Source organism: Fictibacillus sp. UD (assembly GCF_043558025.1).
Classification (GTDB): Bacteria; Bacillota; Bacilli; order Bacillales; family Fictibacillaceae; genus Fictibacillus.
Genome location: NZ_JARUHH010000008.1, coordinates 17,434 through 42,738, shown reverse-complemented (window position 1 = coordinate 42,738; position 25,305 = coordinate 17,434). Strand labels below are relative to the sequence as shown.

The following is a 25,305-nucleotide window of genomic DNA, read 5'->3' as shown; positions in this document are numbered from 1 at the left end:
TGAATATGAAAAGAATGATGATGATTTTAGGACTAGTATTATCAATGGCAGTCCTGTCCGCTTGCGGATCGGGAGGATCAAAAGACGAACATGAGAACCATAAAAATCACGAACAGCATAACAGCGAAACGTCTCAGTCACTAGACTGGGACGTTCAGTCGTTTACTTTTAAAGATCAAGATGGCCAGTCCTTTGGTTTGTCGGACCTTGAGGGAAAAGTGTGGATGACCAATTTCATCTTTACCAACTGCGAAACGGTCTGTCCGCCGATGACAGCACATATGGCAAAACTACAGCAAATGGCTAAAGAAGAGAAGGTTGATGTAGAGTTTGTTTCGTTCTCTATTGATCCAAAAAGAGATGACGCAGAAGCGTTATCGAAGTTTGGTGAGAATTACGATGCGGATTTTTCAAACTGGCACTTTCTTGGAGGTTATGACCAAAAGCAAATTGAACAATTAGCGAGAGATTCATTCAAAACACCTGTAGTGGCTGATCCTAATTCCGATCAGTTCATCCATGCTACCGCATTTTTCTTAGTAAACAAAGATGGCAGAGTGGTTTCCCGATACGATGGTGTGGAGAATACCCCATATGAAGAGATCATTAAGGATATGAAAAAAGAGTCTGGAAAATAAAATGATAGGTTAGTTGCAGGTGAAAGTGAGTAAATCTTTTAGAAGAATTGGCGAAAATGAAAGAAAAGAAAAATAGTTGGGGGTCTGACCCCAACTATTTTCTTTTCATTTGTTCACACAATAGTAAGGGTTATGAAGTCTAGATTCACCCAACTTATGATAAAACTATAGGTAGAATCGTGATATGGAGGTAATTCATTTATGAACCCGTTAAAAACGTTAAAAACAGTTGGATATCTTGAGGGTGCGTCTTTCTTGATTCTTCTGTTTATTGCAATGCCGTTAAAATATTTCTTGGATCAGCCACTTGCTGTATCGATCGTTGGTGCTCTGCACGGTCTGTTGTTCGTGCTTTACATTCTAGCTATTCTTTATGTTTACAATGTAAAGAAATGGCCAATCATGCGTGCGTTTTTAGCATTAGTATCATCTGTATTGCCGTTTGGACCGTTCATCTTTGACCGAAAGTTTTTAAGAGACTGATCTATGTTTAATGGGAGGCACCTTGTTTAAGGTGCCTTCTTTCTTTTGGTTTGATTTGATGAAATAGCTGTTTTTTGTCGCAAGACCTATATTTTAGTTTTTAGACTTAATTGTGCAACGGTTAGACTTAATTTTTTTGTTTTAGACTTAATTAGTATCGTTCTCGACTTAATCAGTATTTTAATAAAAAAATGTGTCTCTTGAGCGTGCACCTTTTCAACTTAATGTATATCTAAGAGGGACACATACTTAAATTGAATCATTTCGACCGTTGTTAACAATGATCCTACCCAATTTTTATAAATTTCTCCAAAATACCTCAACTGAAGAATCAGCCATTTCCCTCTTCCCATCATGTTAAGAAATCATGTAGTTTGTTTTAATTTGCTAATATTCGGTTATTTATATCTTAAAATGTTCTTTAATAGGAGAGTCTATTTTAACGATCTTGCATCGCGAGCAATCGAGAGGCTTTAACGAGCTAGTGGCATGATGAACGAGCAAGGCCAATATATATTTTATATTAAGGTGGCAGATGTTGTTGTGACGAGGAGAATGTACGGCTTATCACACAAAGTTTTACGATCCCGCCGAGTTTAGATACATATTGGGTTGGTGAAGCAGGGCTAGCTCGATGCAGCACAACAAAATAATGACGTACAATCTAATTCACTTTGCAAATGCGTTAAACAAACATCCAATTCCAACTGAAGGCAATGTGGTAAAAAGCAGCAGCTAAAAAAGGGAGGATTTTTATGGCGATTGAGCATGTAGCAGTCGAGCGGTTAAGTGAACAATTCAACAAGATTAGGTCATTATCTGAAAAACTGGCATCCAATCTTCAAAACGAAGATACAATTATTCAGGCTATGCCTGATGTTAGTCCTCCAAAGTGGCATCTTGCTCACACAACATGGTTTTTTGAACGGTTTATTTTAAAAGAAAAAAATCCCTCTTACGTCCCTTTCAATCCGCAATTTGACTATCTTTTCAACTCGTACTATGAAACCATTGGTTCGTATCACCCTAGACATTCCCGAGGTGTCCTCTCAAGACCATCAATGGATGAAGTGTATGCCTACCGGGCACATGTGAATGAAGGAATCTTAAATCTTTTAAAAGACTATGGTGAGCACGTGCCGCAAGAAATAGAAGATTTAATCGAAATTGGCCTTCAGCATGAGCAGCAGCATCAGGAACTCCTTTTAACTGATGTGAAATATAATTTCAGCTGTAATCCATTGCTACCACAATATATGCAATCCCCATCTACCAATCAACAAGACTCTGAAGCACCATCACAAGCAACCTATGTAAACATAGAAGGCGGCCTCGTGGAGATCGGTTTTACAGGTAAAGGGTTCTCGTTTGATAATGAGCGTCCTCGTCACAAAGTTTGGCTGAATTCTTATAAGTTAGCTTCTCATCCTGTAACGAACGGTGAATATCTTTCATTTATAGAAGCAGGAGGATACGAGCAGCCGGAACATTGGCTGTCAGACGGCTGGGCAGCAGTCAAAAAAGAGAAATGGAAACATCCGCTTTATTGGCGAAAAACAGAGGACGGCTGGTACACGTTCACGTTAACTGGTGAAAAGAAATTAAATCTAGATGAACCGGTTAGTCATGTGAGTTTTTACGAAGCAGATGCCTTTGCAAGATGGAGCGGGAAACGCCTGCCGACTGAAGCAGAGTGGGAGCATGCGATTGCCTCCATCCCGATAGAAGGAAATTTTGTTGAAAGTGAAACGTACCATCCAGTTGTTGGTGAACCACAGTCAAAGTCACCGATTAAAAAAGCGTACGGAGATGTGTGGGAATGGACGAGTAGCCCGTACACTTCTTACCCTCAAAGCAAACCGCTTGAAGGCGCACTTGGTGAGTACAACGCCAAATTCATGTGCAATCAGATGGTTTTGCGAGGGGGATCATGTGTAACGTCCAGGTTGCATATACGTCCGACGTACCGAAACTTTTTCCAAGCGGATAAAAGATGGCAGTTTAGCGGAATCCGTCTGGCGGAGGACCTGTCATGAAAACAGTAAAATCCAATGTCCATTATCACGTAGGAAACGAACCTGAAACGGATATGTACAGTGAAGTGCTAAACGGATTACGAGCGGAGAAGAAAACCATTTCTCCTAAGTACTTTTATGATAAAAAAGGATCAGAGCTGTTTGAAGCGATTACCATGCTCGCTGAATATTATCCGACACGTACAGAGCTGTTTATTTTAAATAAATATAGAGATGAGATGGCTGCGGCAATTGGCACCGATACAGCGCTTGTTGAGTTTGGAAGCGGCAGCAGTGAAAAAGTGAGAACTCTGCTGGAGGCGATGCCTGAACTGAAAGAATATGTACCGATCGACATCTCAAAAGATTTTCTCTATCAATCAGCAAGAGCTCTTTCCATTGAGTATCCGCACTTAAATGTTCACGCTGTTTCTGCCGATTACACAGAAAAATTTGAAGTGCCAAAACTCGCGTCAGCTAGCAAGGCAGTATTCTTTCCAGGTTCTACAATTGGGAACTTTGAACCTCATGAAAGGATAAACTTTTTAAAAATGACGGCTGATTTCCTAAAACCGAACGGCGGACTTTTGATCGGTGTAGACATGAAAAAAGATCATGCTGTATTAAACGCTGCTTACAATGATAGCAAAGGCATTACGAGTCAGTTTAACACCAATTTGCTGAACCGGTTAAACAGAGAACTTCTTGCAGACTTTAACCTTGAAAACTTCCATCATCATGCGTTTTATCACGCAGAAAAAGGAAGGGTTGAAATGCATCTCGTAAGTCTCAAAAATCAAACCATAACCATCGGCAGCGAACAAGTAACGTTCGCAGAAGGTGAAACCATTCACACTGAAAACTCTTATAAATTTACGATTGAGGAATTTCAAGATATTGCAGCGGGTTGCGGATTTACTCCGAAAAAGGTATGGGTAGATGAAAAGAACTGGTTCAGCATGCATTATTTGATGGTAGAATAGATTCCGGCAAAAACTCCTTTTAGAGGAGTTTTTTTCGTGCTGTAGAATGCGTAAGAAGGAGGTGCGGTTAATTGATAGCAGCTATTTTTTTGTTTATTATTGCAGGTTTAGCGGAGATCGGCGGAGGATATTTGGTCTGGCTTTGGCTCAGAGAATCTAAGCCATTTACATATGGATTAGCAGGGAGTCTTATCTTAGTCGCTTATGGCGTCATTCCAACTCTGCAAAACTTTCCGACCTTTGGGAGAGTGTATGCAGCGTACGGAGGTGTTTTTATTATTCTTGCCGTTCTATGGGGCTGGTTCGTTGACCGAAAAACGCCAGATTTATACGACTGGGTGGGGGCGGCAATCTGTTTAATTGGTGTATCAGTTATGCTTTGGGCACCTAGAAGTTAATGTGTCGCGACACGATCAAACCGTTTTATTGGGCATTTTTTAATCAAAAGGAGATAATAAAAGAAAATGCATGAAAGAAGGGGTATACATGGAACTGAAAGGAATTCACCACGTTTCTGCGCTTACGGCAAATGCGCCTGAAAACTTTAAATTTTATACAGAAGTAATGGGTTTAAGGCTGATTAAGAAAACGGTGAATCAGGACGATACGAGTGTGTATCATTTGTTTTATGGTGATGAAAAAGGAAATCCAGGGACAGAACTGACGTTTTTTGAAATTCCGATGGCAGGAAGAAACCATGACGGCAATAACAGCATTTCGGCAATCTCATTACGAGTAAAAAATGATGCAGCTCTTCGCTTTTGGCAAGATCGCTTGAAGCAAAACGGCATTGAAACCGATGAACTAAAGGACCGTGCAGGACGCCAGACGCTAGCCTTCAGAGACCTTGAAGGCCAAAGGCTGATCTTGGTTTCAGATGAAAACAATAGAGGTGTTGCTGGCGGACAGCCGTGGAGTAAGAGCACAACACCAGAAGAAAACGCGATTATCGGCCTTGGCCCTGTAAGACTGACCGTTCCAGCAGCCGAACCAACTGTTCAAGTATTAACGGAACTTTTAGGTTTTCGTATTAAAGGCACATTTGAACCTGAAGTTAGGGGACAGCCTGATATCATTGTGTTAGAAACTGGTGAAGGCGGAAGCGGTGCTGAAATTCATGTGGAAGAACGAACGGACATTCCTGGGGAACGCCTTGGTCGCGGCGGCGTGCACCATGTGGCCTTCCGCGTTGATAACGAGGATGAACTTAGAAAATGGATCGAAAAAGTAAAAACATCCAGATTTCCGAATTCGGGATTTGTGGATCGCTTCTACTTTAAATCACTGTACTTCCGAGAGCCAAACCGCATTCTTTTTGAACTTGCAACAGATGGTCCAGGGTTTGATACGGATGAAGAACTTGAGCATCTCGGTGAGTCTCTCGCATTGCCTCCATTCTTAGAGCCTAATCGTGAGGAAATTGAAGCGAAACTAAAGCCTCTTCATACAAAGTAATAATACATCAAAAACGCTTGAATCATTCGTGATTCAAGCGTTTTTTTTCAATTCACTAAGAAAGGTGGGTGAGTGGATTTTTGCTTGCTGAGGTAGAGGGTATTGGGAGGGCTGATGGTTGTCGAGTGGTGTCGACTCGCCGATATATGGTTAAAACTCGCCGGATTATTTCATAAATTTCTTAAATTAGGGGCGTTATTACCCCTGCTGGTATCATTAATTGCATCCATTTTTGTTCTTGAAGATGTAATAAAAATCTCAATTTAGGAAAAAGTAAAAAACGCTAGGAATAAACAGCAGCGGAGGTTTTTCTTATGTTACTCATTTGGTTTACTGGACTTTTACTATTGGCAAACCCTCTTCAATCACCAGATACTTTAACGGTGAACCAACAGGGAAAGATGATCGCTGAAATCAATCGTGTACAATTTGCAGCTCCCATTCCTGGGATACCTATGGTTGATGAAACGAAATTCTCTTCATTCCTTGAGCTGCTTGATAAAAGATCCTTCAAAGCTCCCATTAATGCAAAACTTAATGATTACGGCGGTATTGTCCCAGGTGAAGTAGGTTACCGGCTAAATCGCAGTGCATTTAAAGAAAAGTTCTATACCTATTTTTTTTCAACCGGATCTCAGAAGATGGATGTACCTGAAATGAACATCTATCCAAAGGTGGATACAGAGGTTCTGGCACATATAAAAACACAGCAGATCGGTCAGTATGTTACATACTTCAATTCAAATAATAAAAGCCGAACTACAAATATTGAACTGGCTGCAAAAGCATTGGATAGTCATGTTGTCTTTCCGAATGAGACTTTTTCATTTAACAAAGTGGTTGGAAGAAGAACAACCACAAAGGGATACATGCGTGCGCCGATAATCGTAAGAGGAGAATTATCAGAGGGGATTGGGGGCGGAATCTGTCAGGTTTCATCTACCTTGTTTAATGCCGTTGATCGTGCAGGATTACGAATTGTTCAGCGCTACTCTCACAGCAAACGCGTTCCCTATGTTCCATCAGGCCGTGACGCGACAGTAAGCTGGTACGGACCTGATTTTCAGTTTCAAAACAAATACAACCAGCCCATCTTAATTCGAGCCAAACGTTATGGTGGGAGTTTAGTGATAAAACTATATTCTTCCGAGATTCTTGACGAAAAAACAAGAAAAGTTCCAAATGCACCGACGAACATACCTGAAGAAATTCATATTGAACAAGATGTGCATCTTTCTAACCCTAAGCGATAATTTGAAGTACAATAATGTAAAATAAGAAGTGTTTTGAATAGGGGAGATGGATGTTTTGCAGACACTCGAAAAATTAACTAACCGCTTTTGGTATCAAACGCCTGTTTCCGAAACAGATCGTCCGATTTTAGGAGCAGTAGTTGGTAATGATAGGACATTAATGATCGATGCTGGAAACTCAGAGGATCATGCTCAATATTTTTTAGAAGAATTAAAAAAGAACTGTATACCTGAGCCTAGCCTTGTCGCCATCACTCACTGGCATTGGGATCATATCTTTGGACTTTCAGCACTAAACTTTCCTTCTATTGCTTCTAGCATGACGAAAACAAAAATGGAGGAACTGCTTCCTTTTTCGTGGTGTGATGCAGCAATTGATGAGCGAGTGAAACAGGGGATTGAAATTGAATTCTGCGCGGAAGCAATCAAAAAAGAATTCCGAAACCACCGAAATATTGCCATTAAACTGCCTACGATCACGTTTCAAGAAAAAATGGAGATTGATCTTGGCGGTGTAACGTGCATCCTTCAGCATGTTGGGGGAGACCACACAACAGACTCTATCGTTGTCTACATAAAAGAAGAGAAAATCTTGTTTTTAGCGGATTGCATGTATGCCAATATGTACGCACCGAAAAACAATTATACGGTGGAAAAAACATTGAAATTACTGGATTTAGTGGAGTCGTATGACGCAGAATTTTATATTTTTTCGCACTGGAAACCTGCGAATAAGCAAGAGTTTGAAAGTGAAGCATCATTGTTAAGAAAACTTGCAACCCTCACTCAAAAACATAGAGGTAATATTGGTGACATTACAGAAGAATATAGAGTTGAAACCGGGCGTGATTTAACGGAAGATGAAGTGGAAACCATCCAATTTTTTGTTAACGGCTATGAGCTAAACAACTAGACTGATAGAATAGGAGAATACGATGATTCAAGAATTCAAGGTAAAAATTGAACAGTTTGAAGGGTTAGAAAGACAGATCCGCGTGTGTTTGCCGTATGGATATGAAGAAAGTGAAGAAAGCTATCCTGTACTTTACATGCATGACGGTCAGAACCTTTTTAGGGATGAAGATGCGAGCTACGGTATATCATGGGGACTTTCGGACTTTTTAGAGAAAAGTAAAACGCCTCTCATCATCGTAGGCATTGACTGCAACCATGAAGGATTTCAACGTCTAAATGAATATGGACCTTGGGAAAATCCGACTGTTGGACCTGAACTATTAAAAATTGAAGGGGTATACGGTGGAAAAGGTGCAGCGTATATTGAGTATCTTCTTCATACATTGAAACCGCTAATTGATGAAAAATACAGAACAAAACCGGAAGAAACTTTAATGGCAGGCAGTTCAATGGGAGGTTTGATCTCTACATATGCAGCGTGTCGCTACCCTAACGTTTTTAGCCGGGTGGCAAGTCTCTCTTCGGCGTTTTGGTTCAATCAAAAAGAGATTGAGAGTTTTATACAAAAAAGCGATATAAGCGGGTTGAAAAAGTTTTACATGGATATTGGGACAGATGAGGATACCTCAAAAGTGGATGCGAACCATTATATTCGCTCGTCAAAAACGGTCTATGAAGTGTTTAAGGAAAAAGGAATTGACGTACGCTTTGACATTATTGAAGGCGGAAAACACCATGAATCAGCTTGGCGCGAACGAATGCCTGAAATCATTCATTATTTGATGAAGTAAAGGGGTGATTAGGCGTTGATTACGTTTGAAAGAATGGACAACAAGCAGTTCAAGGAATATCTGGAGTTCATGATGCCAGATTATATTCAAGATACTTCTGAACATTATATGATGACGAAAGAGCAAGCAACTGAAAAAGCAGAAAAGCAAATGGAAAGTCTGCTTCCAGATAAGGAGAAAACAGAAGGACAGCATTTTTTTCACATAAAAAGCGGTGAACAAGTCGCAGGCTACCTATGGTTTCATGTTTCTAAGGAAGAGAAGAGTGCTTTTCTTTATCACATCTATATTTTAGAGAGCTTTCGAAAGCAAGGTATTGCAAAAAATGCACTCCGTTTTTTTGAAAATGAATCAAAAGACGAAGGAGCAGTATATTGCGGGTTGCATGTCTTTGGCACGAATGAGAATGCGATTGAACTTTATAGAAAGCTAGGCTACAAACAAGCATCCATATCAATGAACAAAGTTTTGTAAACGTTTTAAAAAAGGGAGAGAGAACATTGAGAAAAATTGGTTTACAACTATACTCTATACAATCAGTAGCAGAAAAGAATTTATTGGACACGTTGGCAAAGGTAAAGAAAATGGGTTATGACAGTGTTCAGTTTGCGGGGCTTTTTGGCATTTCTGCGAAAGAAGTGAAAAAGGTTCTGGATGAGAACGACTTAACGGTTGCCGGTGCACATATTTCGCTTCAGCAATTTTCAGGAGATGCGTTTAAAAAGCAGATGGAAGAGCAGCTTGTATTAGGAAATGATTTGATGATCATGCCTTATTTAACGGAAGAACAAAGACAATCCATCGATGATTATAAGCGGGTTGCGGAAGTATTGAACGAAGCTGGTTACAGAAGCAAAGAGTACGGCATTCGCGTTGCCTATCATAACCATGATTTTGAATTTTATGAGCTTGATGGAAAGCTTCCGTTCGATGTGATCTACCGTGAAACCGATCCTGAACTAGTCAAAATGGAACTCGATACGTACTGGGCAAAGTATGCTGGTTTTGAGCCTGAAGAGCTTCTGAATACGTATCGTTTCCGCTGTGTGTCTTTTCACCTAAAAGATATGGCTGAGAAAAATGGTCAGAAGCAGAGTACGATCGCAGGAACAGGCAAGTTGGATTTAAGACATTTCTTAAAGTTAGCTGATGAACAAAAAGTAGATTATTGTGTTATCGAGCAGGAACATTTTGAAGGGGATTTACTAGCTGAAGTGGAAAAAGGAGTGCAGAACGTTAAGGCGCTTTTATAAGGGAGACAGCCAACGTGGAAGATGTAAAAGTTGTTCCCTTTACAGAGGAGCAGTTTGATGCCATTCAAGAGCTGAACAAGATAGAAGGCTGGACACAGCTCGTTGATCGCTATGAAGAAACTAAAACAGCATGGAGAAATTCGAACGTGGCATATGTCATGTTAAAGGATGAAAAAGTCGTCGGATATGTTCGTGGACTGACAGATGGTCATGTAACTCTGTATATTTGCGAGATGCTAATCTCAAAATCCTTTAGAGGAAAGGGATTAGGAAGTAAATTATTAGCGTTTATTCATAGCAAGCACCCTCGAACACGCATGGAAATGCTCGCATCAAGTACATCGCATACTTTTTATGAATCACAAAGCTTTAGGCCATTCTATGGTTTTCGCAGAACGTTTGAAGAAATTATTTCTTAGGAGGCGTATTATTATGAGTGAAAAAGTAACAAGTATTGCTCCGATCCAGAGCCATATTAATAATGTATTTGTTCACGTATCTGATTTAAAGAAGTCTGTAGAATGGTATGCCAAACTGTTAGGTGTAACGATTGATGCGAGCGAAGTCAAATCCCCTGTCCACAATATCCCAGTAACTGGACAAACAGGATTGACTCTTGACGATCATACGTTTGATCCATCCTTTCACCGAGCATCAGGAACAGGACCGATGTTCAATCTATACGCACCAGACATTGATGCAGCTTATGCAGCTGTAAAGGAAAAGAACTTGAATGTGATACGCGAGATCGAGTGGCACGGAGAAGTGGCTTGGTTCAATGTAGGGGACCCAGACGGAAACGTGGTTATGATATGTAATTGTTAGAGTTACGGGGGGCAATCTTATGAAAGAAACATTAACCATACTTCATACAAATGATCTGCATGGTCATTATGATCTAGCTTTAAGGCAATCAGCGTACATAAAAAACAGAAAGCAAGAACTTAAAGGTAAGAACCAACATGTAATCGCTGTAGATGGCGGTGATCACCTTGATATGAGTATGAACGAATGTCTGGCAACAGGTGGATACATTCATCTCGACATGCTTGCTTCAACGGGATATGACGCATTGTCTGTTGGGAATAATGAACTCTTACGTTTGCCTAAAGAAAAGATCAGACAGTTAAGTATAGATTCGAACGTTCCTTGGCTACTTCTCAATTTAGAAGAGGCGGATGGTTCTCAAATTGGCGGTACGAGAAAAACAATAATGCTGGAAGTGGGTCAGTTAAAAATCGGCATGTTTGGTGCTACGGATCTCTTTGAAGATATATACGAAAATAAGCATGGGTTTCGTAATAGAAATACAGTGACAGTCATAAAAGAAGCTGTATCTGAACTAAGAGAAGCAGGAGCTAACCTCATTATCTTCCTCTCACATATGGGGAATAAGGTAGATGTTGAACTTGCTAAAGAGCTTTCTGGTTTGATAGATGTTATCGTTGGAGCTCATAGTCATACTGTTCTACAAAAACCAGAAGTTGTTTCAGATGTTGTGATTGTCCAAGCAGGCTGCTACGGTCAATATGTAGGAGAACTGCAGATTACGGTTGATCTGGAGAATAAAAAAGTAATTGATTATCATGGTAGATTAATTGAGATGACATTAGATGACCAGATAGATTCAGAACTAGAAATTGTGTTAAAAAAAGGAAGACTGCAAGCAGAGAAGTTCTTGTCTGAAGTAATCTATCATACAGAGGAAGACCTCTCACATGAACAAATTGTAAGGTTAGCAGCTGCTAGTTTAAAGGAACACTGGAACTCTGAAATTGGCATCATGTACGGTGGTGGCGTAACAGAGGGATTAGGTAAAGGTAATATAACAAAAGGTAGTGTAGTTAACGTCTGTAAAAGCATGCATTCACCTGTCATTATGCAGATTACAGGACAGCAGCTCACCGGCCTGATTAGTGAGTCGTATAACGATGACATCGTGAATAGACCAATCTATGGAGGCGGATTTCGGCCACACGGTATTCCGATTGGAAAGCTGCAGTTTTCAGGTGTTAGCTGGGATGGACAAGGTGAACATATTACCAACATCCTTGTAAACGGAGAAGAAATTGACTTTTTGAACACATATACTGTTGGTACGGGAACTCCTATGTTATATGAAGATATTTCAGGCTATCAAAACGTTAAGGGAAATAAGCTTATTGAGGTCGGAAAGGATATTATGGTTAAAGATGTACTTATTAACTATATGAAAAAACAGTATCTGAATTCCCAAACAATGGTGTAGTAGGTTGAGTAATCGTTGTTTAGGTCTAACAATGTTATTAACGTTATTACTTTTAACTTCGTGTTCAAATTCTGAGCAGGTAAAAGAGGATAGCAGCATATCCAAAAGAGTATTAAACATCGTAAACAAAAACGACAAGAAGACTGTAAAGCTCGCGATCTCTCTAGAAGAAGTTCCGAAATTTACAGTTGCAGATCAAGATCTATATCGTATTTATGATATAGATGGCACGTATATTGTTCAAGAGTTTGAATCATTTAAGAGTGATCCGAAGATTGATTATCAATATGAAATTAGCGCTTTTGAGTTTTGGATGTTATCGTTCTATTTAGATCGTAATGAGGAAGAAGAAAACTGACCAAAAGGCACGTGAAGTGCACCTGTGGTCAGTTTTTTTATGTTTGTAGGATTGCTTCGCTTTAGAAGAGCCTAGTGTTTCTTTGAAATCAACATCTTTTGAAGGTAAGAAGAATCTTTTAAATCTTTCACTTCTTTGAGAAGTTGATTGGATCGCAAGGTGGGAGACTCCTGCGGGACAGGCTCACCGCACGCCCCGCGGAAAGCGAGCACCTGGAGAGGAAATCAACCACTTACAGGAGCAGCAAAGCTAGAGAAACAGACTTACATAAATAACCAGCTAGTCAGTTAAACATTACATCTATCAAGTATTTTCCTATTTGTGGTAAAGTAAAAGGTAGAATGACTCGGGAGGGATCGATATGAACGATCAGAAAATAGAGCTGTTAAAAAACGAGTTTGAAAATCTTGTAAGCGTTAACATAACATCGACTGAAGACTTAAAGACATTCTTATCTCAGCAAAAGAAAGTGTATGAAAGAGAAGAAGAAAAGATGCTTAGGCATTACATTGCTTTTCAGTGCCAAAGTGATAGTGATGAAATCAGACAAGTATATGAATTCGACCAGCAGCACATCAAGCCTTTGTTTAAAAAATATCAATCTATTTTGGATGAGAAAGTTTTAGAATCTCCATTTTTAGCTGAACTTCCTGATAGTCAATATAGCGAGTATAAGAAGAAGCTGAGAACTCAGTTTGCACTTTTTCAAGAGGCAAACTTAGAAATTGAGAAACAAGAAGACGCTCTCGTTAACCAATATTTTGAGATAACTGGAGGATTAACAGCCAACTGGGAAGGAAAAGAAGTGACGATCAGTGAGCTATTCGCTCACTTTAGAGACTCCAATCGTAATATACGGAAAAACGCAATCGAAGCTTTGTACGAACCGATTTTAAAGAAAGAAGAAAAACTGCAAAGCATTCTTGACGAGCTTATTCAGCTGCGTACAAAAAAAGCAGAAAATGCCGGATTAAATGGTTTTGCAGATTATATGTTTAAGAAATATTATCGATTTGACTACACGCCTGAAGATTGCACACAGCTTGCGGAATCCATTCGTGAACATGTCGTTCCACTTGCTCTTCAACTGCAAAAAGAGCATAAAAATGAGATCGGGCTTGACGATTACAAACCGTGGGATGTAAGAGCTGTACCAGGAAACAGAAAACCGTTAAAACCAGTAGATTCAGATGTTGAATTAATCAATAAATCTGCAAAAGTGCTGAGTGAACTCGACCCTGAATTTGGTTCACTTGTACATGAAATGAATGAGAAGAAGCTGTTTGATTTAACAAGCAGAAAAGGAAAAGCACAAGGTGGTTTTTGTGAGAACTTGCCAGAGACAGGCCTTCCATTTATTTTTATGAACCTGACTAAGACTGATGGGGATCTGGTTGTATTCATGCATGAGATGGGTCATGCCATCCATGATTTACTAAAGAGAAATCAAGAGTTATATGCTTATAAACAAATCCCGATGGAGTCAGCTGAGCTTGCTAGTATGAGTATGGAGCTTTTCACGATGAATCGCTGGAGTGAGTTCTACAAAACGGAAGAAGAATTAAATCGTGCGAAGAAAGACCAATTGAAAGGAGCTATAATGAGCCTGCCTTATATTATGGTTATCGACCAGTTTCAGCACTGGCTGTACCAGCATCCAAATCATACTTGGAAAGAACGCACGAAGAAGTTTGGAGAACTTAAGGATCGCTACGATGCTTCCATTATAGATTGGAAGGGGTGCGAAGAATGGAAAGAAAAAGGCTGGCTGTACACCCTTCATATTTATGAAGTTCCTTTCTATTTTATTGAATACGCGATCTCTCAGCTAGGCGCTCTTCAATTATACAAAAACTATAAAGAAAATCCTGAAGAAACAATCCTAAAGTATAAACAAGCATTAAAACTCGGCAGTTCCAAGCCGCTTCCAGAAGTTTATGAAGCAGCTGGAATCAAATTAGATTTCTCATCAAAAACGATATCTAAACTTATGGAGTTTGTTGCGAAAGAGCTGGATCTCCTTACTGTAAGTTAACTAAGAAAACAAATATTTAACGAATTTAAATAATTTGAAGGTATTGAGTAGACTTAGTAGAACTATAGAGATAAGGCGCACTTTATAAAAATCTGTTGCTAATGAGATAACCAATAAAGAGGTGTCCATAAATTCTTGTCATAACCGGTTGGTGAGAGAGTAAGTAATTGCTTTGCCGACAAACCAAATCCGATATTGAGCCGGACTCTATTCCCAGCGGACAAAGGAGATTGTATGCTGGATTCTCAATAACGAGAGTAAAATATGCACGTTTAATCATACGTTTAGGATTCATTTTCCTTTTAAGGGGGAAATAATATTAAATGGCATATTGCATATGGGGTAACTATTCGGATGACAAGGGGTGAAAGGTATGAGAAAACCCGATGACGAGAAATTATGGGACACAGGTACATCAGAATTTGAAGAAGGCGATAGAATCACCTTTCACAATACCGAACAAGGTGTTGAGAAAACCTATACGGTTAAACGAGTGAAAGACAACGGTGACATTGAACTGGTTTATGTGGTTAAAAAACCAAGACCGCCTATGCAATAAATTTAACAAATCGATAAAGAAAACAGCTCGCAGCTTTGTGAGCTGTTTTTATTTTGATTGATTTCATAGGAAATATAACCATATATTCCATAAAAAGATGGTTATTGACGAATAATTGGATAATAGTATTAGGAATGATAAATTATGGGTGTTTATAAGTGATGTAAGAAGGTTAAATATGAGAAAGCCATTTTATTTGAGAGGAAGTATCATATGACACATAAACCATTAATAGGACTTACGAGTACGGTTATGTCCATTAACACGATTGAAACGCAAAACGAAAATGTAGATACAATCGTTGTTTATAATAAATTTGCTGAAACGGTAAGAGATGCAGGAGGTATTCCTATTGTTATCCCGATGGGTAAGCCTGAAGAGGCAGAATACTATGCCAACTTGTGTGATGGGATCATCTTTACTGGTGGTGAGGATATCAGTTCGATCACATACGGTCATGAACCTCATCCTAAGGTGAAAAAAGTAAACAAACACCGTGATGATTTCGAAATTGAATTAGTCCAAAAAGCACGTGAAAACGAAAAAGCCATCTTAGCCATGTGCCGAGGTTACCATTTGTTAAACGTCAGCTATGGCGGAACGATTGTTCAAGATGTTGAGAGTGAGTTTTCCGACAGTATAAACCATTTTCAAAAATCTGCAACGCGAACAGAACCTTCTCACACAGTTACCCTAGAAGAAGACAGTAAACTATATCAAATCGTAGGTGAAAAAGAAGTTGCCGTAAATAGCTTCCATCACCAAGCAATAGGAAAAGTCGGAAAAGGGTTGCGAGTGGCGGCTAGAGCGGCAGATGGTGTAATTGAAGCATTGGAGCTTGAAGACAAAGAAAAAACTTTTTTGTTAGGTACTCAATGGCATCCTGAAGAATTGAGACATGAAAATAAGAATATGATGGCGATCATTACAACGTTTATTAAAGAAGCAAGTAAAAAATAATTCGTTAGAATTTAAAACCTCCGTTAGCTGGAGGTTTTTTGCTTGCTGATGAACGGGAATGGTAAACAGAAGGAAACCTTTTCATGCCTTAAACGTAATGTAGGATAGAAAACTTTTGAGGAGGCGACTCATGAACGTATCGAGACTTTTAAAGATAATCTCAGGCGGAATAGAAGCATTTCTTGGCATTCCTTTTTTAGGAGGAGCAATCATACTCGCATCAGCTTGGGGACCACTTCAATTCATGTTCGTGTTTCATTTAATCACACTCGTTATTTGTATCGTTCAAAAAGAAAGATTCACCGGCAGTGTTTTAGGGCTCATCACTTCCGTTGTTGGTTACTTACCGTTTATCGGAATGGCTATGCACATAGTAACGGCAATCGTCCTATTATTTGATGCAGCAAGAGGAAGCCGTAAAAAGAAAAATGAGCATGTTATTGATGTAAGAAAAGGATATTAGATTGGTGTTGTATAGAAGGAAAAAGCTTTCAGCCAGATAAGACAGGTTGAAAGTTTTTTAATTGGAAATAAAATGGTTAAATTTGTGCGGTTGTAAGGTATCTGTAAGAAAACATATTGAGTGAAAGGGGAGAAAAGTGGTTGGAACTTGCAATGGTTTTTATAATTGAATTGCTCATAGTTTATTATTTATTTGTTCAGGCTCCTCTTTATAACAAAGATCGATGGCTTTGGGCGATATTAGGCTTTTTATTTGGTATCATAACGTTAAGCATCTTTCTCATTCAAACAGATCGGAAATTACTAGGTGGCTTTTATTAATCTTTACAATTGTCTCTAGTATAGTAGGGATTTTGTTTTTATATGTTTTGATTTGGGCTATTTTTTTCTCCAAAGGATAATGTTTTTGAGGCAGGTGAGAGAGTGTGGAAAAACATCTTGTTTTTGTTTATGGAACCCTTAGAAAAGGTGGTAGTAATGACCACTATTTGGAGAAAGCAGTGTGTGTCGAAGAAAAATGTTATACGGAAGGACAGCTCTATGATACAGGCTGGGGATACCCTGCGTTAGTTGTAGAGAGCGGGAAGTGGGTTACGGGTGAGTTATATGAAATCACGCATGATGAATTAAAGCATTTAGATCGACTTGAAGATTACGAGGAAAGCGGAACAAACAATCTCTACGATCGCATTGTTGCTAAGATTAGAACACCAGATGGAGAGTTAGAAGCGTTATTATACATAATGAAGAAAAAAGAAAAGCATTTTTTACCGATCCCAGAAAATGATTGGCTGAAGTATCTCAATAAATAAACAAACAAAAAAGAGGTGGCCATTTTAATGGTCAGCCTCTTTTATATTATAATGAGAAATCTTCTCTATTTAGCAATCAAGGTATTAATACAATGAACAGCCGAGTCGACGTCATCAAACCGCTGAAGGGAGTTTGTTTCAATCTGAATAACTTCAAACGATTCATCGCTCTTCAAATACTTTACAGAAAAAACGGCGGTGTTGTTTTCACTAAAGGTGTGCGTAATATCGGATTCAATATACTGTTTGTTCTGCAAATTTAAAAGAATGGTTTTCACATCGTGTTGGTTCATGATACATCGTCCCCTTTCTATTATGGGGGAACTTGTTAGGAACCCAAATAATATTTTCCTTTCTTAACATTTATGCTAACATAAGTATTTTGGTAAGTACAGGCAGCGGAAGTCCTGTTCTTCCAAAATCACTGTTTTTTTATCGTCAAAAAGACATTTACTTCGACATTACCTTTCAATGCCCGCGAAATCATACACGAATGCTCAGCTTTAATGGCGAGTTTTTGTATAATTGTCGAAAAGTCTTTTGACGGGTCATGTTTGATTGTGACGACAGGCCGATGAATGATCTTTTGATAAGTAATTACCCCGTTCGTAACATCGACAATTCCTTCAGATTCCATTGTTAAATCTATCTTTTCAATCTTGCTTCGCTCCATCATGGCAGCGAGCGTAATGATATAGCAAGTTGCAGCCGCTCCGAGCAGCATTTCATCTGGATTTGTGCCAATCCCAGGCCCGTCCATCTCTGGCGGTATGGACACGGTAGTTTGCAGATTCTTCGTCTCAATCGTTCCAGAGTCATTTCTGCCGCCAGGCCAATGTGCTTGTAAATGAAAAACATGTTGAGCCATTTACCATTCACCTCTTTTTATTCCTATTTCCAGTGTAAAGGATAAAACGCTATTCGTCATATTTCCTGTTTATAAGAAAAATATCAAAAAACTGTAACTAAATGACTCGAAATGAAATCCTCCCCGATAGGTCTAGAGTGATATAAAACGATAGAATGTTTTGAAAGAGGCGGTAGACGTGCTGTCTCTTTTATATGGGATTGTATACTTAGGAAATAAAGTACTATGCTAATCAATTAAAAACAAAATGCTTAGTTTCAGATGTGCGAAATGCAGAAAACACCCTATACAAATAAAGAGATTTAGCAAAGGAAATAAATTGTTGGGGGACTGTCCCTCAAGAAGTCCCTCATGTATACTTAATCTTATTAAGTATACATGAGGGTGTAAGGTTAGGAGATGGCGCGATGGTGCATAAAGAAACGAATTTAAAATTGGTAGTAGCGGGCTTGTTACTCGGTATACTGATGGCGGCAATGGACAACACCATTGTTGCAACTGCGATGGGAACCATTGTGGCGGATCTTGGAGGATTTGATAAGTTCGTTTGGGTTACAGGGTCTTACATGGTCGCCGTAATGGCAGGGATGCCGATCTACGGAAAGCTATCCGATATGTATGGAAGAAAGCGTTTCTTCATCTTTGGTCTTGTTGTATTCTTGATTGGTTCAGCGCTTTGCGGTCTCGCTCAAAGCATGGAGCAGCTGATTGCGTTTCGAGCTATACAAGGTATTGGCGGGGGAGCACTGATGCCGATTGCGTTCACCATTGTTTTTGATATCTTTCCACCTGAAAAGAGAGGAAAGATGACAGGTCTTCTTGGAGCGGTTTTTGGAACGTCGAGTGTTCTTGGTCCATTGCTTGGAGCGTTCATTACTGATGCGATCAGCTGGCACTGGGTTTTTTATATAAACGTACCGATTGGTATAGCTTCTTTCTATTTTATCTTCCGCTATTATAAGGAAACACTTGAGCACCGGGAGCAGAAAATTGATTGGTGGGGAGCCATTACGCTTGTTATCGCTGTCGTAAGTTTGATGTTCGCTCTTGAATTGGGCGGGAAAACGTATGCGTGGGATTCCACACAGATTGTTGCACTGTTTACCATTTTCACTGTTTTTTTCATTGTGTTTTTTGCTGTAGAACAAAAAGCATCAGAGCCGATCATTTCATTTTGGATGTTTAAGAAACGACTTTTTGCCACATCACAGCTTTTGGGATTTCTCTACGGCAGCACGTTTATCATCTTAGCCGTCTTTATTCCCATTTTTGTTCAGGCTGTTTACGGTGGTTCTGCAACAAGTGCGGGATTGGTTCTAACACCAATGATGCTAGGTTCAGTTGCGGGAAGTATGATCGGTGGAATTTTTCAAACGAAGACCAACTTCCGTAACTTGATGATCATATCGGTTATTGCTTATTTCAGCGGAATGTATATGCTAAGCGGGTTGACACCAGACACATCTAGAATAATGCTTACATTTTTTATGGTGACTGTTGGATTTGGAATGGGGTTCTCGTTCTCGTTATTACCAGCAGCTACCATTAATAAGATGGAGTTTCGCTATCGAGGCTCAGCAAACTCGACAAATGCCTTTCTGCGGTCACTAGGTATGACGCTTGGTGTAACGATATTTGGTGCACTTCAAAACCGTATATTTTATGAAAAACTAAAGGAAAACGTAAAAGGCTTCGGCGGGGAAGGTTCAGAGGCTTTTACGAACATAGATCCACAAAAGGTGTTTCAAGCGGAGGAACGCACGAAGATCCCTGCTAATATCTTAGACGGTATAACTGCATCAATGTCTGATTCCATTACAACAGTTTTCACATATGCATTGATTCCGATCGTTATTTCTGCGGTTGTCATTTTGTTTATGGGAAATGAAAGAGTAGAAACTTCAAGAAAACCGGAGACAAAGCCAGAATAGAAAGAGAGCTTGGGAAGGAATGATCCCAAGCTTTTTTTTACTTAACCATTCTTGTATTTACATAGCCGAGCAGAACTACATAACCGATCACTAGAACAGGAAATAACACTTCTGTTTCAAGCTGTCGAATGAAAGCTCCTGCTAACATGACAACTCCCATAATGAAAGTGTAGGAGCCTACAAGTCTGGCTAGTTTATCTTGATTACTGACCCGTTGCTGATTAAATCCAGTTAATAGCCAAGTTTGTTTTTTCACTCCGATAAGGTAAGCCATAAAAAACAAAATAACCGCTGTGATTATTAAGGTGCTATTCATATTGTTTTCCCCCTTGTTTAACGTTTTCTTACAATGGAAGGACCAATGAAAAAGCTTATAATAAATGTGATGGATAAATAAAGAATGAGATAGTTTGACTGGATGTGCTGTTGATTAAAAAATAGCTGAGAGATTAATAAATATATGAGTAGAAGTAATTGAGAAAAAGCGAAAGATTGGAGGGTGAACGTTCTAAGATTATCATTTACACGTTCGTCATACTCAATTTCATCGTTGGCTTCTTTTTTTCGAATGCGAAGAAATTTCAAACCGCCAATCAGTATCAAAAGCCCCGATAATGCGCCCCACTGCAATTCTTTAGTTAATACATAAACAAAAGCTAAACTAACTAAACTGCCAATAACGATAAATAAGAAGTTGATTTGCATAGTGCACCTCTTTTCTTTATTCTTCAATCCAGAATAACTCATCTAATGGTGTTTCTAGGTACTTGCTAATGAGTAAGCATACACGAATAGTGGGGTTGTACTTTTGTGCTTCAATTAAATTCATAGTTTGCCTTGTTACTCCAACCAACTTTGCAAAGTCACCTTGAGTTAAGTTTCCTTTTGCAATACGAACAATTTTAACTTTGTTCATAATTATTGATTCTGCCATGGAAACGTCAACTCCTTACATAATATACCTTGTATTGTAATATATATATTAAAAATGTCAAATATATGTTACAAGTTAAACGAAAAAATACACCCTTCATGAGGATGTATGAACTAGACTGCATGTGAAGCCTTTTTTTTCTTTTTTGGAGCAACAGTATATGACATAGCGATTATCAGATCAATAGCAAGGATAATAGTCCATACCCTTGTAATGTTATTGGCTGTGTCACTTTTGTAAAACAGCTCAGTTTGTTTTTGATCATACCACTCTGCAAATAGCGTATCTATTTGTAGGCTGGAAACCGAGTCAGAGAGACCAAACATGACTACAAACAAACACTGAACGGCAATAAAGGCAATCAGGTGTTTATAAAAGTTTCTTCTTTCTTGTTTAGCATGCTCCATTCCGTATAGTGGTTTGGTTGAAGTAAGTTCAGGTGCAGGCAATCCGCGCCATTTTGCCACTTTTCGTTGAATAAAAGCATCAAGCTTTTGAAAATCACTTTTTCCATAAATGAAAGCATAGACGATAACAACCAAAATAATAATCTGGTAAGCAGAGAATTCTCCAGTTCTCAAATAATCGAAATATCCCATTGTAGCAATCCATAAATCATTAACGAGAAAAAGAATAAAAAAAGCTACACTTAATCTCTTTAAATTGAACCAATACCTTACTAACAAAAAGGATAGGGTGGATAGCCAGAAAACGGTCTCTGCAAGAATTAGAAACAACCATTTATTGTCTAAAACAAACTCCACTTTAAGTAACCGCCCCTTCTAATACATTTTTTTACTTATTCCATGACAATAATAACACGACGTATTGGCTAAGTCTTCCATAAATAGCATCATTTTATTTTTTAAAATTCATAAGTTTTTTTATCCTTTTCTAGTAAAATTAGGTTGTGAAACTTTGTAGAGTAATGGGGGGAAGACATGTATTCTGACGTAGCATTTGAATTACGGAGAATTAATACACTTTAATTGTATTTGGTATTTTGCTCTTGTTTGTAACAGGGGCAAATAATCATATGACGGTAGATCACAAGGAAATGATTATTCAGACAATTCGCCTGTATTTCATAAGAACCTTGTGCCACTTGGGGAATGGATATTTTGGTCTGTATAGTGGGGATGTTCATTCTGATGAAGATAATCGGATGAAAATATATTATTACGATGAAGTGGAAAATAAACTTGTACTAAAGCGAGAAGAAAACCTGGATACAGTGGAAATAGGAGAATAAAAAGAGCTGAAAGGAAATCAGCTCTTTTTTGTCAAAAATAAAAGATTATAAAAAGCCCTGCGGCTAGGCAATAAAGTGCAAAATAACCAAGATTACCTCGTTTCATAATTCCCATAAACCACTTTAATGAGAAATAGGAAAAAATAAGTGAAGCGATAAAAGCACCTGCATATGGCAGAGCCATCTCATCAAAGTTAGATGCCCCAGTGATGTCACTTATAGAAAGTAAAAATGTACCTAGACTTACAGGTATGTATAAGAAGAACGAGAAACGAAGAGCAGTATCCTGCTTCATTCCAAGTGCCATACATGCAACAATGGTTGCACCAGATCTGCTGATACCAGGAATCAACGCAACAGCCTGGGCAAATCCTACAACAATAGCGTCTTTTACAGTAAGATTTTTGTCTCCTTTATAACCTTTTAGATTTCGAATCAAATATAACGCTGCAGCAGTTGCAAGAAGGGAGAATCCGACCTGTTGGATGCCTTTTAGATAATTTCCTATCATGTCTTCAAAGAGAATGCCAAGAACCGCTACAGGTATTGTGGCTAATACGAGATAAACCGAAAACATAAAGTCAGATCTGTATTCTTTTTTTTTAGTTGTTAAAAAGCCGATAGTATTTTTGATTAGATGATATAAATCGTGTTTGTAAACCAGTAGGACTGCTAACAAGGATGCAAAGTTCACTAATACTTCAAAATTTAAATCTTTGATATTAATACCCATGAAATATTGAACAATGACAAGATGTCCGCTCGATGAAACTGGAATGGGTTCCGTAAACCCCTGTACGATACCTAGAAAAATGTAAATCAATATTTCTTTTAAATCCATATGTTAAGTCACCTTTCAATCATAGAAATCAACGTAAATATACCATGATGTTGGTCGAAAAGATAATAAGAACACAGTATATTCAAAAGATGAAATCTGTTAAAAATAGGTGATAAGATGTTTTATTAAGTAAGTTCTGCATTTTTATGATATACTTTTCTAAATTAATAAAATTTATAACACTTAGGAGGTGACAACTTATATTCCAGAAACATATGGGGTATAAGGAGTCTTTTTGGACAGTTTGACCTTATTGAAATTATTTGCAGTAGCCGTATTAATTCTACTAACCGCTTTTTTCGTAGCAGCGGAATTTGCGATTGTTAAAATTCGTAAATCGCGCATTGATCAACTGGCTGAAGAAGGTAACAAACGAGCGATTGCAGCACAAAAGGTTATTTCAAACCTTGATGGATCACTCTCTGCCTGTCAGTTAGGTATTACAATTACAGCATTAGGATTAGGTTGGTTAGGTGAGCCTACGGTAGAAGCAATTCTCGGTCCAGTATTTGAAAGAATGGATTTGAGTCCGGCAATTGTTCATACTTTATCATTTGCAATTGCGTTTGCATCCATTACTTTTTTACACGTTGTTCTTGGTGAACTTGCACCAAAAACGGTAGCTATTCAAAAAGCAGAAACAATCAGCTTATTGTTATCACCTGCATTGATTGGATTCTACAGAGTCATGTATCCATTCATTTGGTTCTTGAACGGAAGTGCACAGCTTTTAGTAAGAATGTTTGGTTTAAAGCCGGCTTCAGAGCATGACATGGCACATACCGAAGAAGAACTTCGTTTGATTTTGAGCGAAAGCTACAAAAGTGGTGAAATCAACAAATCTGAGTTCAGTTATGTAGAAAAGGTATTCGAATTTGACGACAGAACTGCAAAAGAGATTATGGTCCCTCGTACTGAAATGGTTTGTCTTTACGAAGATAATACCATGGAAGAAAATATAAATATTATTGCTGAAGAAAAATATACACGTTACCCTGTTGTAGGTGAAGATAAAGATAATGTACTAGGTATGGTAAATGCGAAAGAAGTATTTTTTGACCTGATTAAAGGAAAAGAATATCCACTAGAGCATTATGTTCGTCCCACACTTAGTGTTTTTGAAAATACACCAATTAAAGAAACACTTTTAAAGCTTCAGAAAAAAGGTTTTCATATGGCTGTCCTTGTTGATGAATATGGTGGAACAGCAGGTATTGTAACCATAGAAGATATTTTGGAAGAGCTTGTTGGTGAAATTCGAGATGAATTCGATGAAGATGAATCACCGATGATTCAGGCAGTAAGTCCAAATGTAAAACACTTTGATGGTAAAGTTTTGATCGCAGAAGTTAATGACATTTACGGACTTCAAATTGATGACAGTGAACTTGATACAATTGGTGGCTGGGTGTTATCTCAGAATTCTGAGATTCAAGAACATCAGGTAATTACTTATGAAGGATATGACTTCAAAGTAATCGAAATAGATGGACATCAAGTTAAAAAGATTGAAATTACCAAGAGGGAAGTAGAGCTTAAAGATAACTCGATACCCGAAGATGCAGAGCAGCAACTAGTGGAAAAAGAAGCATAAAAGTTATGAGGCCGGTCTTAATTAGACTGGTCTTTTTTTATGGTGCTTAATATACAGGTACACATACTTTCACTGCCATCGCCTGACTGCCTTCCAACACAGCTCAGTGCGCGCAAGAGAAATATTTAATCGTACTATTTTCCAACCTACAACTAATTTCCCAGGAAATCGACTTTAATTGACAGAATATATTGACAAATTATTAGGAGTTATTTACTATTTAAATAACAAAACTTTTATGACCAAAGTATAATTACTTAAAAGATTAAGGGGGTCATGGAGATGAGAAGTTCCCCGAAATACAGTTTTTTTCGAGTAATGATTGGAGGTGAATTGGTAGATGTAGATATTTTTCAATACAGTCATAAAACAACCGTTGTTATGAGCATGCTCTATTACAATCAAGAACAGATCATCATGGCCTCCGTAACTGCCCCAGAAAGAAAAATAGCCATAAAAGGTGCAGCTCTTTTGTTTCAAGAAACACAATCTGACTTTTTAAAAAGGCAGATACTTCTTTAATTCAGGACAACTTAGCTCACTTTATAAACTTTTCAATATTATGAATAATCGTGAAAAATATCTTTATTTACGAAGAACTCTATGTTTATAATTTAGTTAATTACAAACGAAACGTTTTGATTAACGTTTGCATGGAGGGTGGA

The 25,305-nt window shown here is 38.4% G+C and carries 33 protein-coding genes; 26 read left to right on the top strand and 7 right to left on the bottom strand.

All coding sequences use genetic code 11. The features are described 5' to 3' along the window. The first annotated feature begins 5 nt into the window (after positions 1–5). From P8610_RS13680 to P8610_RS13575, 22 genes are all read left to right on the top strand, one after another. Positions 6–638, top strand: a complete 633-nt coding sequence (locus tag P8610_RS13680) for an SCO family protein (protein WP_394604850.1) — start codon at positions 6–8, stop codon at positions 636–638. 201 nt (positions 639–839) lie between these two features. Continuing rightward, a complete protein-coding gene (locus tag P8610_RS13675; protein ID WP_289496636.1) occupies positions 840–1,121 on the top strand; it encodes a DUF3817 domain-containing protein in 282 nt (93 codons plus the stop codon). A gap of 755 nt (positions 1,122–1,876) precedes the next feature. Beyond that, entirely contained in the window at positions 1,877–3,157 is a 1,281-nt protein-coding gene (egtB, locus tag P8610_RS13670) for an ergothioneine biosynthesis protein EgtB (protein WP_425590822.1), read from the top strand. After that, positions 3,154–4,119 carry an L-histidine N(alpha)-methyltransferase gene (gene egtD / locus P8610_RS13665; protein WP_394604849.1) on the top strand — a complete coding sequence of 322 codons (966 nt, stop codon included), beginning with the start codon at positions 3,154–3,156 and terminating at the stop codon, positions 4,117–4,119. Before egtB ends, egtD begins: the two co-directional genes overlap by 4 nt. A gap of 71 nt (positions 4,120–4,190) precedes the next feature. Next, the gene (locus P8610_RS13660; RefSeq protein ID WP_289496633.1) at positions 4,191–4,517 is read left to right on the top strand and encodes a YnfA family protein; all 327 of its coding nucleotides are present in this window, start codon (positions 4,191–4,193) and stop codon (positions 4,515–4,517) included. 88 nt (positions 4,518–4,605) lie between these two features. Beyond that, positions 4,606–5,574, top strand: coding sequence for a ring-cleaving dioxygenase (locus P8610_RS13655; RefSeq protein ID WP_394604848.1), 969 nt, complete (start codon positions 4,606–4,608; stop codon positions 5,572–5,574). Between the two features lie 314 nt (positions 5,575–5,888). Then, positions 5,889–6,827 (top strand): VanW family protein, encoded by a 939-nt coding sequence (locus P8610_RS13650; RefSeq protein ID WP_394604847.1) that lies wholly within the window; start codon positions 5,889–5,891, stop codon positions 6,825–6,827. A gap of 55 nt (positions 6,828–6,882) precedes the next feature. After that, positions 6,883–7,740: an MBL fold metallo-hydrolase gene (locus tag P8610_RS13645; RefSeq protein ID WP_394604846.1), complete on the top strand. Its 858-nt coding sequence runs from the start codon at positions 6,883–6,885 to the stop codon at positions 7,738–7,740. A gap of 22 nt (positions 7,741–7,762) precedes the next feature. Further along, positions 7,763–8,533: an alpha/beta hydrolase gene (locus tag P8610_RS13640; protein ID WP_394604845.1), complete on the top strand. Its 771-nt coding sequence runs from the start codon at positions 7,763–7,765 to the stop codon at positions 8,531–8,533. A 15-nt stretch (positions 8,534–8,548) separates the two neighbouring features. Beyond that, positions 8,549–9,007, top strand: a complete 459-nt coding sequence (locus P8610_RS13635; protein WP_394604844.1) for a GNAT family N-acetyltransferase — start codon at positions 8,549–8,551, stop codon at positions 9,005–9,007. A gap of 26 nt (positions 9,008–9,033) precedes the next feature. Then, on the top strand, positions 9,034–9,786 hold the full coding sequence (locus P8610_RS13630; RefSeq protein ID WP_394604843.1) for a sugar phosphate isomerase/epimerase family protein: 753 nt from the start codon (positions 9,034–9,036) through the stop codon (positions 9,784–9,786). 14 nt (positions 9,787–9,800) lie between these two features. After that, positions 9,801–10,205 carry a GNAT family N-acetyltransferase gene (locus P8610_RS13625; protein WP_394604842.1) on the top strand — a complete coding sequence of 135 codons (405 nt, stop codon included), beginning with the start codon at positions 9,801–9,803 and terminating at the stop codon, positions 10,203–10,205. A gap of 13 nt (positions 10,206–10,218) precedes the next feature. Further along, a complete protein-coding gene (locus P8610_RS13620) occupies positions 10,219–10,611 on the top strand; it encodes a VOC family protein (RefSeq protein WP_394604841.1) in 393 nt (130 codons plus the stop codon). Between the two features lie 19 nt (positions 10,612–10,630). After that, positions 10,631–12,034 carry a bifunctional metallophosphatase/5'-nucleotidase gene (locus tag P8610_RS13615; protein ID WP_394604840.1) on the top strand — a complete coding sequence of 468 codons (1,404 nt, stop codon included), beginning with the start codon at positions 10,631–10,633 and terminating at the stop codon, positions 12,032–12,034. A gap of 4 nt (positions 12,035–12,038) precedes the next feature. Beyond that, complete coding sequence (locus tag P8610_RS13610) at positions 12,039–12,392, top strand: hypothetical protein (protein ID WP_394604839.1); 354 nt, start codon at positions 12,039–12,041, stop codon at positions 12,390–12,392. Between the two features lie 159 nt (positions 12,393–12,551). After that, positions 12,552–12,683, top strand: a complete 132-nt coding sequence (locus tag P8610_RS13605) for a hypothetical protein (protein ID WP_394604838.1) — start codon at positions 12,552–12,554, stop codon at positions 12,681–12,683. Positions 12,684–12,753: 70 nt separating this feature from the next. Next, entirely contained in the window at positions 12,754–14,427 is a 1,674-nt protein-coding gene (locus P8610_RS13600; RefSeq protein WP_394604837.1) for a M3 family oligoendopeptidase, read from the top strand. 373 nt (positions 14,428–14,800) lie between these two features. Further along, positions 14,801–14,986 (top strand): hypothetical protein, encoded by a 186-nt coding sequence (locus P8610_RS13595; RefSeq protein ID WP_394604836.1) that lies wholly within the window; start codon positions 14,801–14,803, stop codon positions 14,984–14,986. 213 nt (positions 14,987–15,199) lie between these two features. Next, positions 15,200–15,946, top strand: coding sequence for a gamma-glutamyl-gamma-aminobutyrate hydrolase family protein (locus tag P8610_RS13590; protein WP_394604835.1), 747 nt, complete (start codon positions 15,200–15,202; stop codon positions 15,944–15,946). Positions 15,947–16,076: 130 nt separating this feature from the next. Then, complete coding sequence (locus P8610_RS13585) at positions 16,077–16,409, top strand: hypothetical protein (protein ID WP_289496615.1); 333 nt, start codon at positions 16,077–16,079, stop codon at positions 16,407–16,409. Between the two features lie 140 nt (positions 16,410–16,549). Beyond that, on the top strand, positions 16,550–16,729 hold the full coding sequence (locus P8610_RS13580; protein WP_394604834.1) for a hypothetical protein: 180 nt from the start codon (positions 16,550–16,552) through the stop codon (positions 16,727–16,729). 104 nt (positions 16,730–16,833) lie between these two features. Continuing rightward, the gene (locus P8610_RS13575) at positions 16,834–17,220 is read left to right on the top strand and encodes a gamma-glutamylcyclotransferase family protein (RefSeq protein WP_394604833.1); all 387 of its coding nucleotides are present in this window, start codon (positions 16,834–16,836) and stop codon (positions 17,218–17,220) included. A 65-nt stretch (positions 17,221–17,285) separates the two neighbouring features. Here P8610_RS13575 and P8610_RS13570 read toward each other — a convergent pair whose 3' ends face one another. Then, positions 17,286–17,513: a hypothetical protein gene (locus tag P8610_RS13570; RefSeq protein WP_394604831.1), complete on the bottom strand. Its 228-nt coding sequence runs from the start codon at positions 17,511–17,513 to the stop codon at positions 17,286–17,288. Between the two features lie 128 nt (positions 17,514–17,641). Continuing rightward, complete coding sequence (locus P8610_RS13565) at positions 17,642–18,088, bottom strand: OsmC family protein (protein WP_394604830.1); 447 nt, start codon at positions 18,086–18,088, stop codon at positions 17,642–17,644. A 407-nt stretch (positions 18,089–18,495) separates the two neighbouring features. On the opposite strand from P8610_RS13565, the gene P8610_RS13560 reads away from it, so the two are divergent. Continuing rightward, positions 18,496–20,019, top strand: coding sequence for an MDR family MFS transporter (locus P8610_RS13560; protein ID WP_394604829.1), 1,524 nt, complete (start codon positions 18,496–18,498; stop codon positions 20,017–20,019). A gap of 37 nt (positions 20,020–20,056) precedes the next feature. Here the strand turns inward: P8610_RS13560 and P8610_RS13555 are convergent, their stop codons facing one another. The 4 genes from P8610_RS13555 to P8610_RS13540 all read right to left on the bottom strand — a co-directional run bounded on the left by P8610_RS13555 (position 20,057) and on the right by P8610_RS13540 (position 21,717). After that, entirely contained in the window at positions 20,057–20,335 is a 279-nt protein-coding gene (locus P8610_RS13555) for a DUF3784 domain-containing protein (protein ID WP_394604828.1), read from the bottom strand. A gap of 17 nt (positions 20,336–20,352) precedes the next feature. Then, positions 20,353–20,724, bottom strand: coding sequence for a hypothetical protein (locus P8610_RS13550; protein WP_394604827.1), 372 nt, complete (start codon positions 20,722–20,724; stop codon positions 20,353–20,355). A 16-nt stretch (positions 20,725–20,740) separates the two neighbouring features. Then, positions 20,741–20,953 carry a helix-turn-helix transcriptional regulator gene (locus P8610_RS13545; protein ID WP_289496607.1) on the bottom strand — a complete coding sequence of 71 codons (213 nt, stop codon included), beginning with the start codon at positions 20,951–20,953 and terminating at the stop codon, positions 20,741–20,743. A gap of 113 nt (positions 20,954–21,066) precedes the next feature. Next, positions 21,067–21,717, bottom strand: a complete 651-nt coding sequence (locus P8610_RS13540; protein ID WP_394604826.1) for a hypothetical protein — start codon at positions 21,715–21,717, stop codon at positions 21,067–21,069. Positions 21,718–21,989: 272 nt separating this feature from the next. Between P8610_RS13540 and P8610_RS13535 the strand changes: the two genes are divergently transcribed. Continuing rightward, positions 21,990–22,205 (top strand): hypothetical protein, encoded by a 216-nt coding sequence (locus tag P8610_RS13535; RefSeq protein WP_394604825.1) that lies wholly within the window; start codon positions 21,990–21,992, stop codon positions 22,203–22,205. Positions 22,206–22,236: 31 nt separating this feature from the next. Here the strand turns inward: P8610_RS13535 and P8610_RS13530 are convergent, their stop codons facing one another. Beyond that, positions 22,237–23,046, bottom strand: a complete 810-nt coding sequence (locus tag P8610_RS13530; protein ID WP_394604824.1) for an undecaprenyl-diphosphate phosphatase — start codon at positions 23,044–23,046, stop codon at positions 22,237–22,239. Positions 23,047–23,290: 244 nt separating this feature from the next. Here P8610_RS13530 and P8610_RS13525 point away from each other — a divergent pair, with 244 nt between their 5' ends. Together P8610_RS13525 and P8610_RS13520 are read left to right on the top strand one after the other, a co-directional pair. Continuing rightward, the gene (locus P8610_RS13525; RefSeq protein ID WP_394604914.1) at positions 23,291–24,640 is read left to right on the top strand and encodes a hemolysin family protein; all 1,350 of its coding nucleotides are present in this window, start codon (positions 23,291–23,293) and stop codon (positions 24,638–24,640) included. A 282-nt stretch (positions 24,641–24,922) separates the two neighbouring features. Next, complete coding sequence (locus tag P8610_RS13520) at positions 24,923–25,162, top strand: hypothetical protein (RefSeq protein WP_394604823.1); 240 nt, start codon at positions 24,923–24,925, stop codon at positions 25,160–25,162. Positions 25,163–25,305 lie beyond the last annotated feature (143 nt).

Bases quoted from the DNA above. Each gene is read 5' to 3' on its own strand.
- P8610_RS13565 (WP_394604830.1), bottom strand. From the start codon at position 18,088: ATGGCTCAACATGTTTTTCATTTACAAGCACATTGGCCTGGCGGCAGA.
- P8610_RS13570 (WP_394604831.1), bottom strand. From the start codon at position 17,513: ATGAACCAACACGATGTGAAAACCATTCTTTTAAATTTGCAGAACAAA.
- P8610_RS13595 (WP_394604836.1), top strand. From the start codon at position 14,801: ATGAGAAAACCCGATGACGAGAAATTATGGGACACAGGTACATCAGAA.
- P8610_RS13640 (WP_394604845.1), top strand. From the start codon at position 7,763: ATGATTCAAGAATTCAAGGTAAAAATTGAACAGTTTGAAGGGTTAGAA.
- P8610_RS13620 (WP_394604841.1), top strand. From the start codon at position 10,219: ATGAGTGAAAAAGTAACAAGTATTGCTCCGATCCAGAGCCATATTAAT.
- P8610_RS13560 (WP_394604829.1), top strand. From the start codon at position 18,496: ATGGTGCATAAAGAAACGAATTTAAAATTGGTAGTAGCGGGCTTGTTA.
- P8610_RS13680 (WP_394604850.1), top strand. From the start codon at position 6: ATGAAAAGAATGATGATGATTTTAGGACTAGTATTATCAATGGCAGTC.
- P8610_RS13530 (WP_394604824.1), bottom strand. From the start codon at position 23,046: ATGGATTTAAAAGAAATATTGATTTACATTTTTCTAGGTATCGTACAG.
- P8610_RS13545 (WP_289496607.1), bottom strand. From the start codon at position 20,953: ATGGCAGAATCAATAATTATGAACAAAGTTAAAATTGTTCGTATTGCA.
- P8610_RS13550 (WP_394604827.1), bottom strand. From the start codon at position 20,724: ATGCAAATCAACTTCTTATTTATCGTTATTGGCAGTTTAGTTAGTTTA.
- P8610_RS13655 (WP_394604848.1), top strand. From the start codon at position 4,606: ATGGAACTGAAAGGAATTCACCACGTTTCTGCGCTTACGGCAAATGCG.
- P8610_RS13555 (WP_394604828.1), bottom strand. From the start codon at position 20,335: ATGAATAGCACCTTAATAATCACAGCGGTTATTTTGTTTTTTATGGCT.
- P8610_RS13535 (WP_394604825.1), top strand. From the start codon at position 21,990: ATGACGGTAGATCACAAGGAAATGATTATTCAGACAATTCGCCTGTAT.
- egtB (WP_425590822.1), top strand. From the start codon at position 1,877: ATGGCGATTGAGCATGTAGCAGTCGAGCGGTTAAGTGAACAATTCAAC.
- P8610_RS13590 (WP_394604835.1), top strand. From the start codon at position 15,200: ATGACACATAAACCATTAATAGGACTTACGAGTACGGTTATGTCCATT.
- P8610_RS13600 (WP_394604837.1), top strand. From the start codon at position 12,754: ATGAACGATCAGAAAATAGAGCTGTTAAAAAACGAGTTTGAAAATCTT.
- P8610_RS13650 (WP_394604847.1), top strand. From the start codon at position 5,889: ATGTTACTCATTTGGTTTACTGGACTTTTACTATTGGCAAACCCTCTT.
- P8610_RS13675 (WP_289496636.1), top strand. From the start codon at position 840: ATGAACCCGTTAAAAACGTTAAAAACAGTTGGATATCTTGAGGGTGCG.
- P8610_RS13585 (WP_289496615.1), top strand. From the start codon at position 16,077: ATGAACGTATCGAGACTTTTAAAGATAATCTCAGGCGGAATAGAAGCA.
- P8610_RS13615 (WP_394604840.1), top strand. From the start codon at position 10,631: ATGAAAGAAACATTAACCATACTTCATACAAATGATCTGCATGGTCAT.
- egtD (WP_394604849.1), top strand. From the start codon at position 3,154: ATGAAAACAGTAAAATCCAATGTCCATTATCACGTAGGAAACGAACCT.
- P8610_RS13520 (WP_394604823.1), top strand. From the start codon at position 24,923: ATGAGAAGTTCCCCGAAATACAGTTTTTTTCGAGTAATGATTGGAGGT.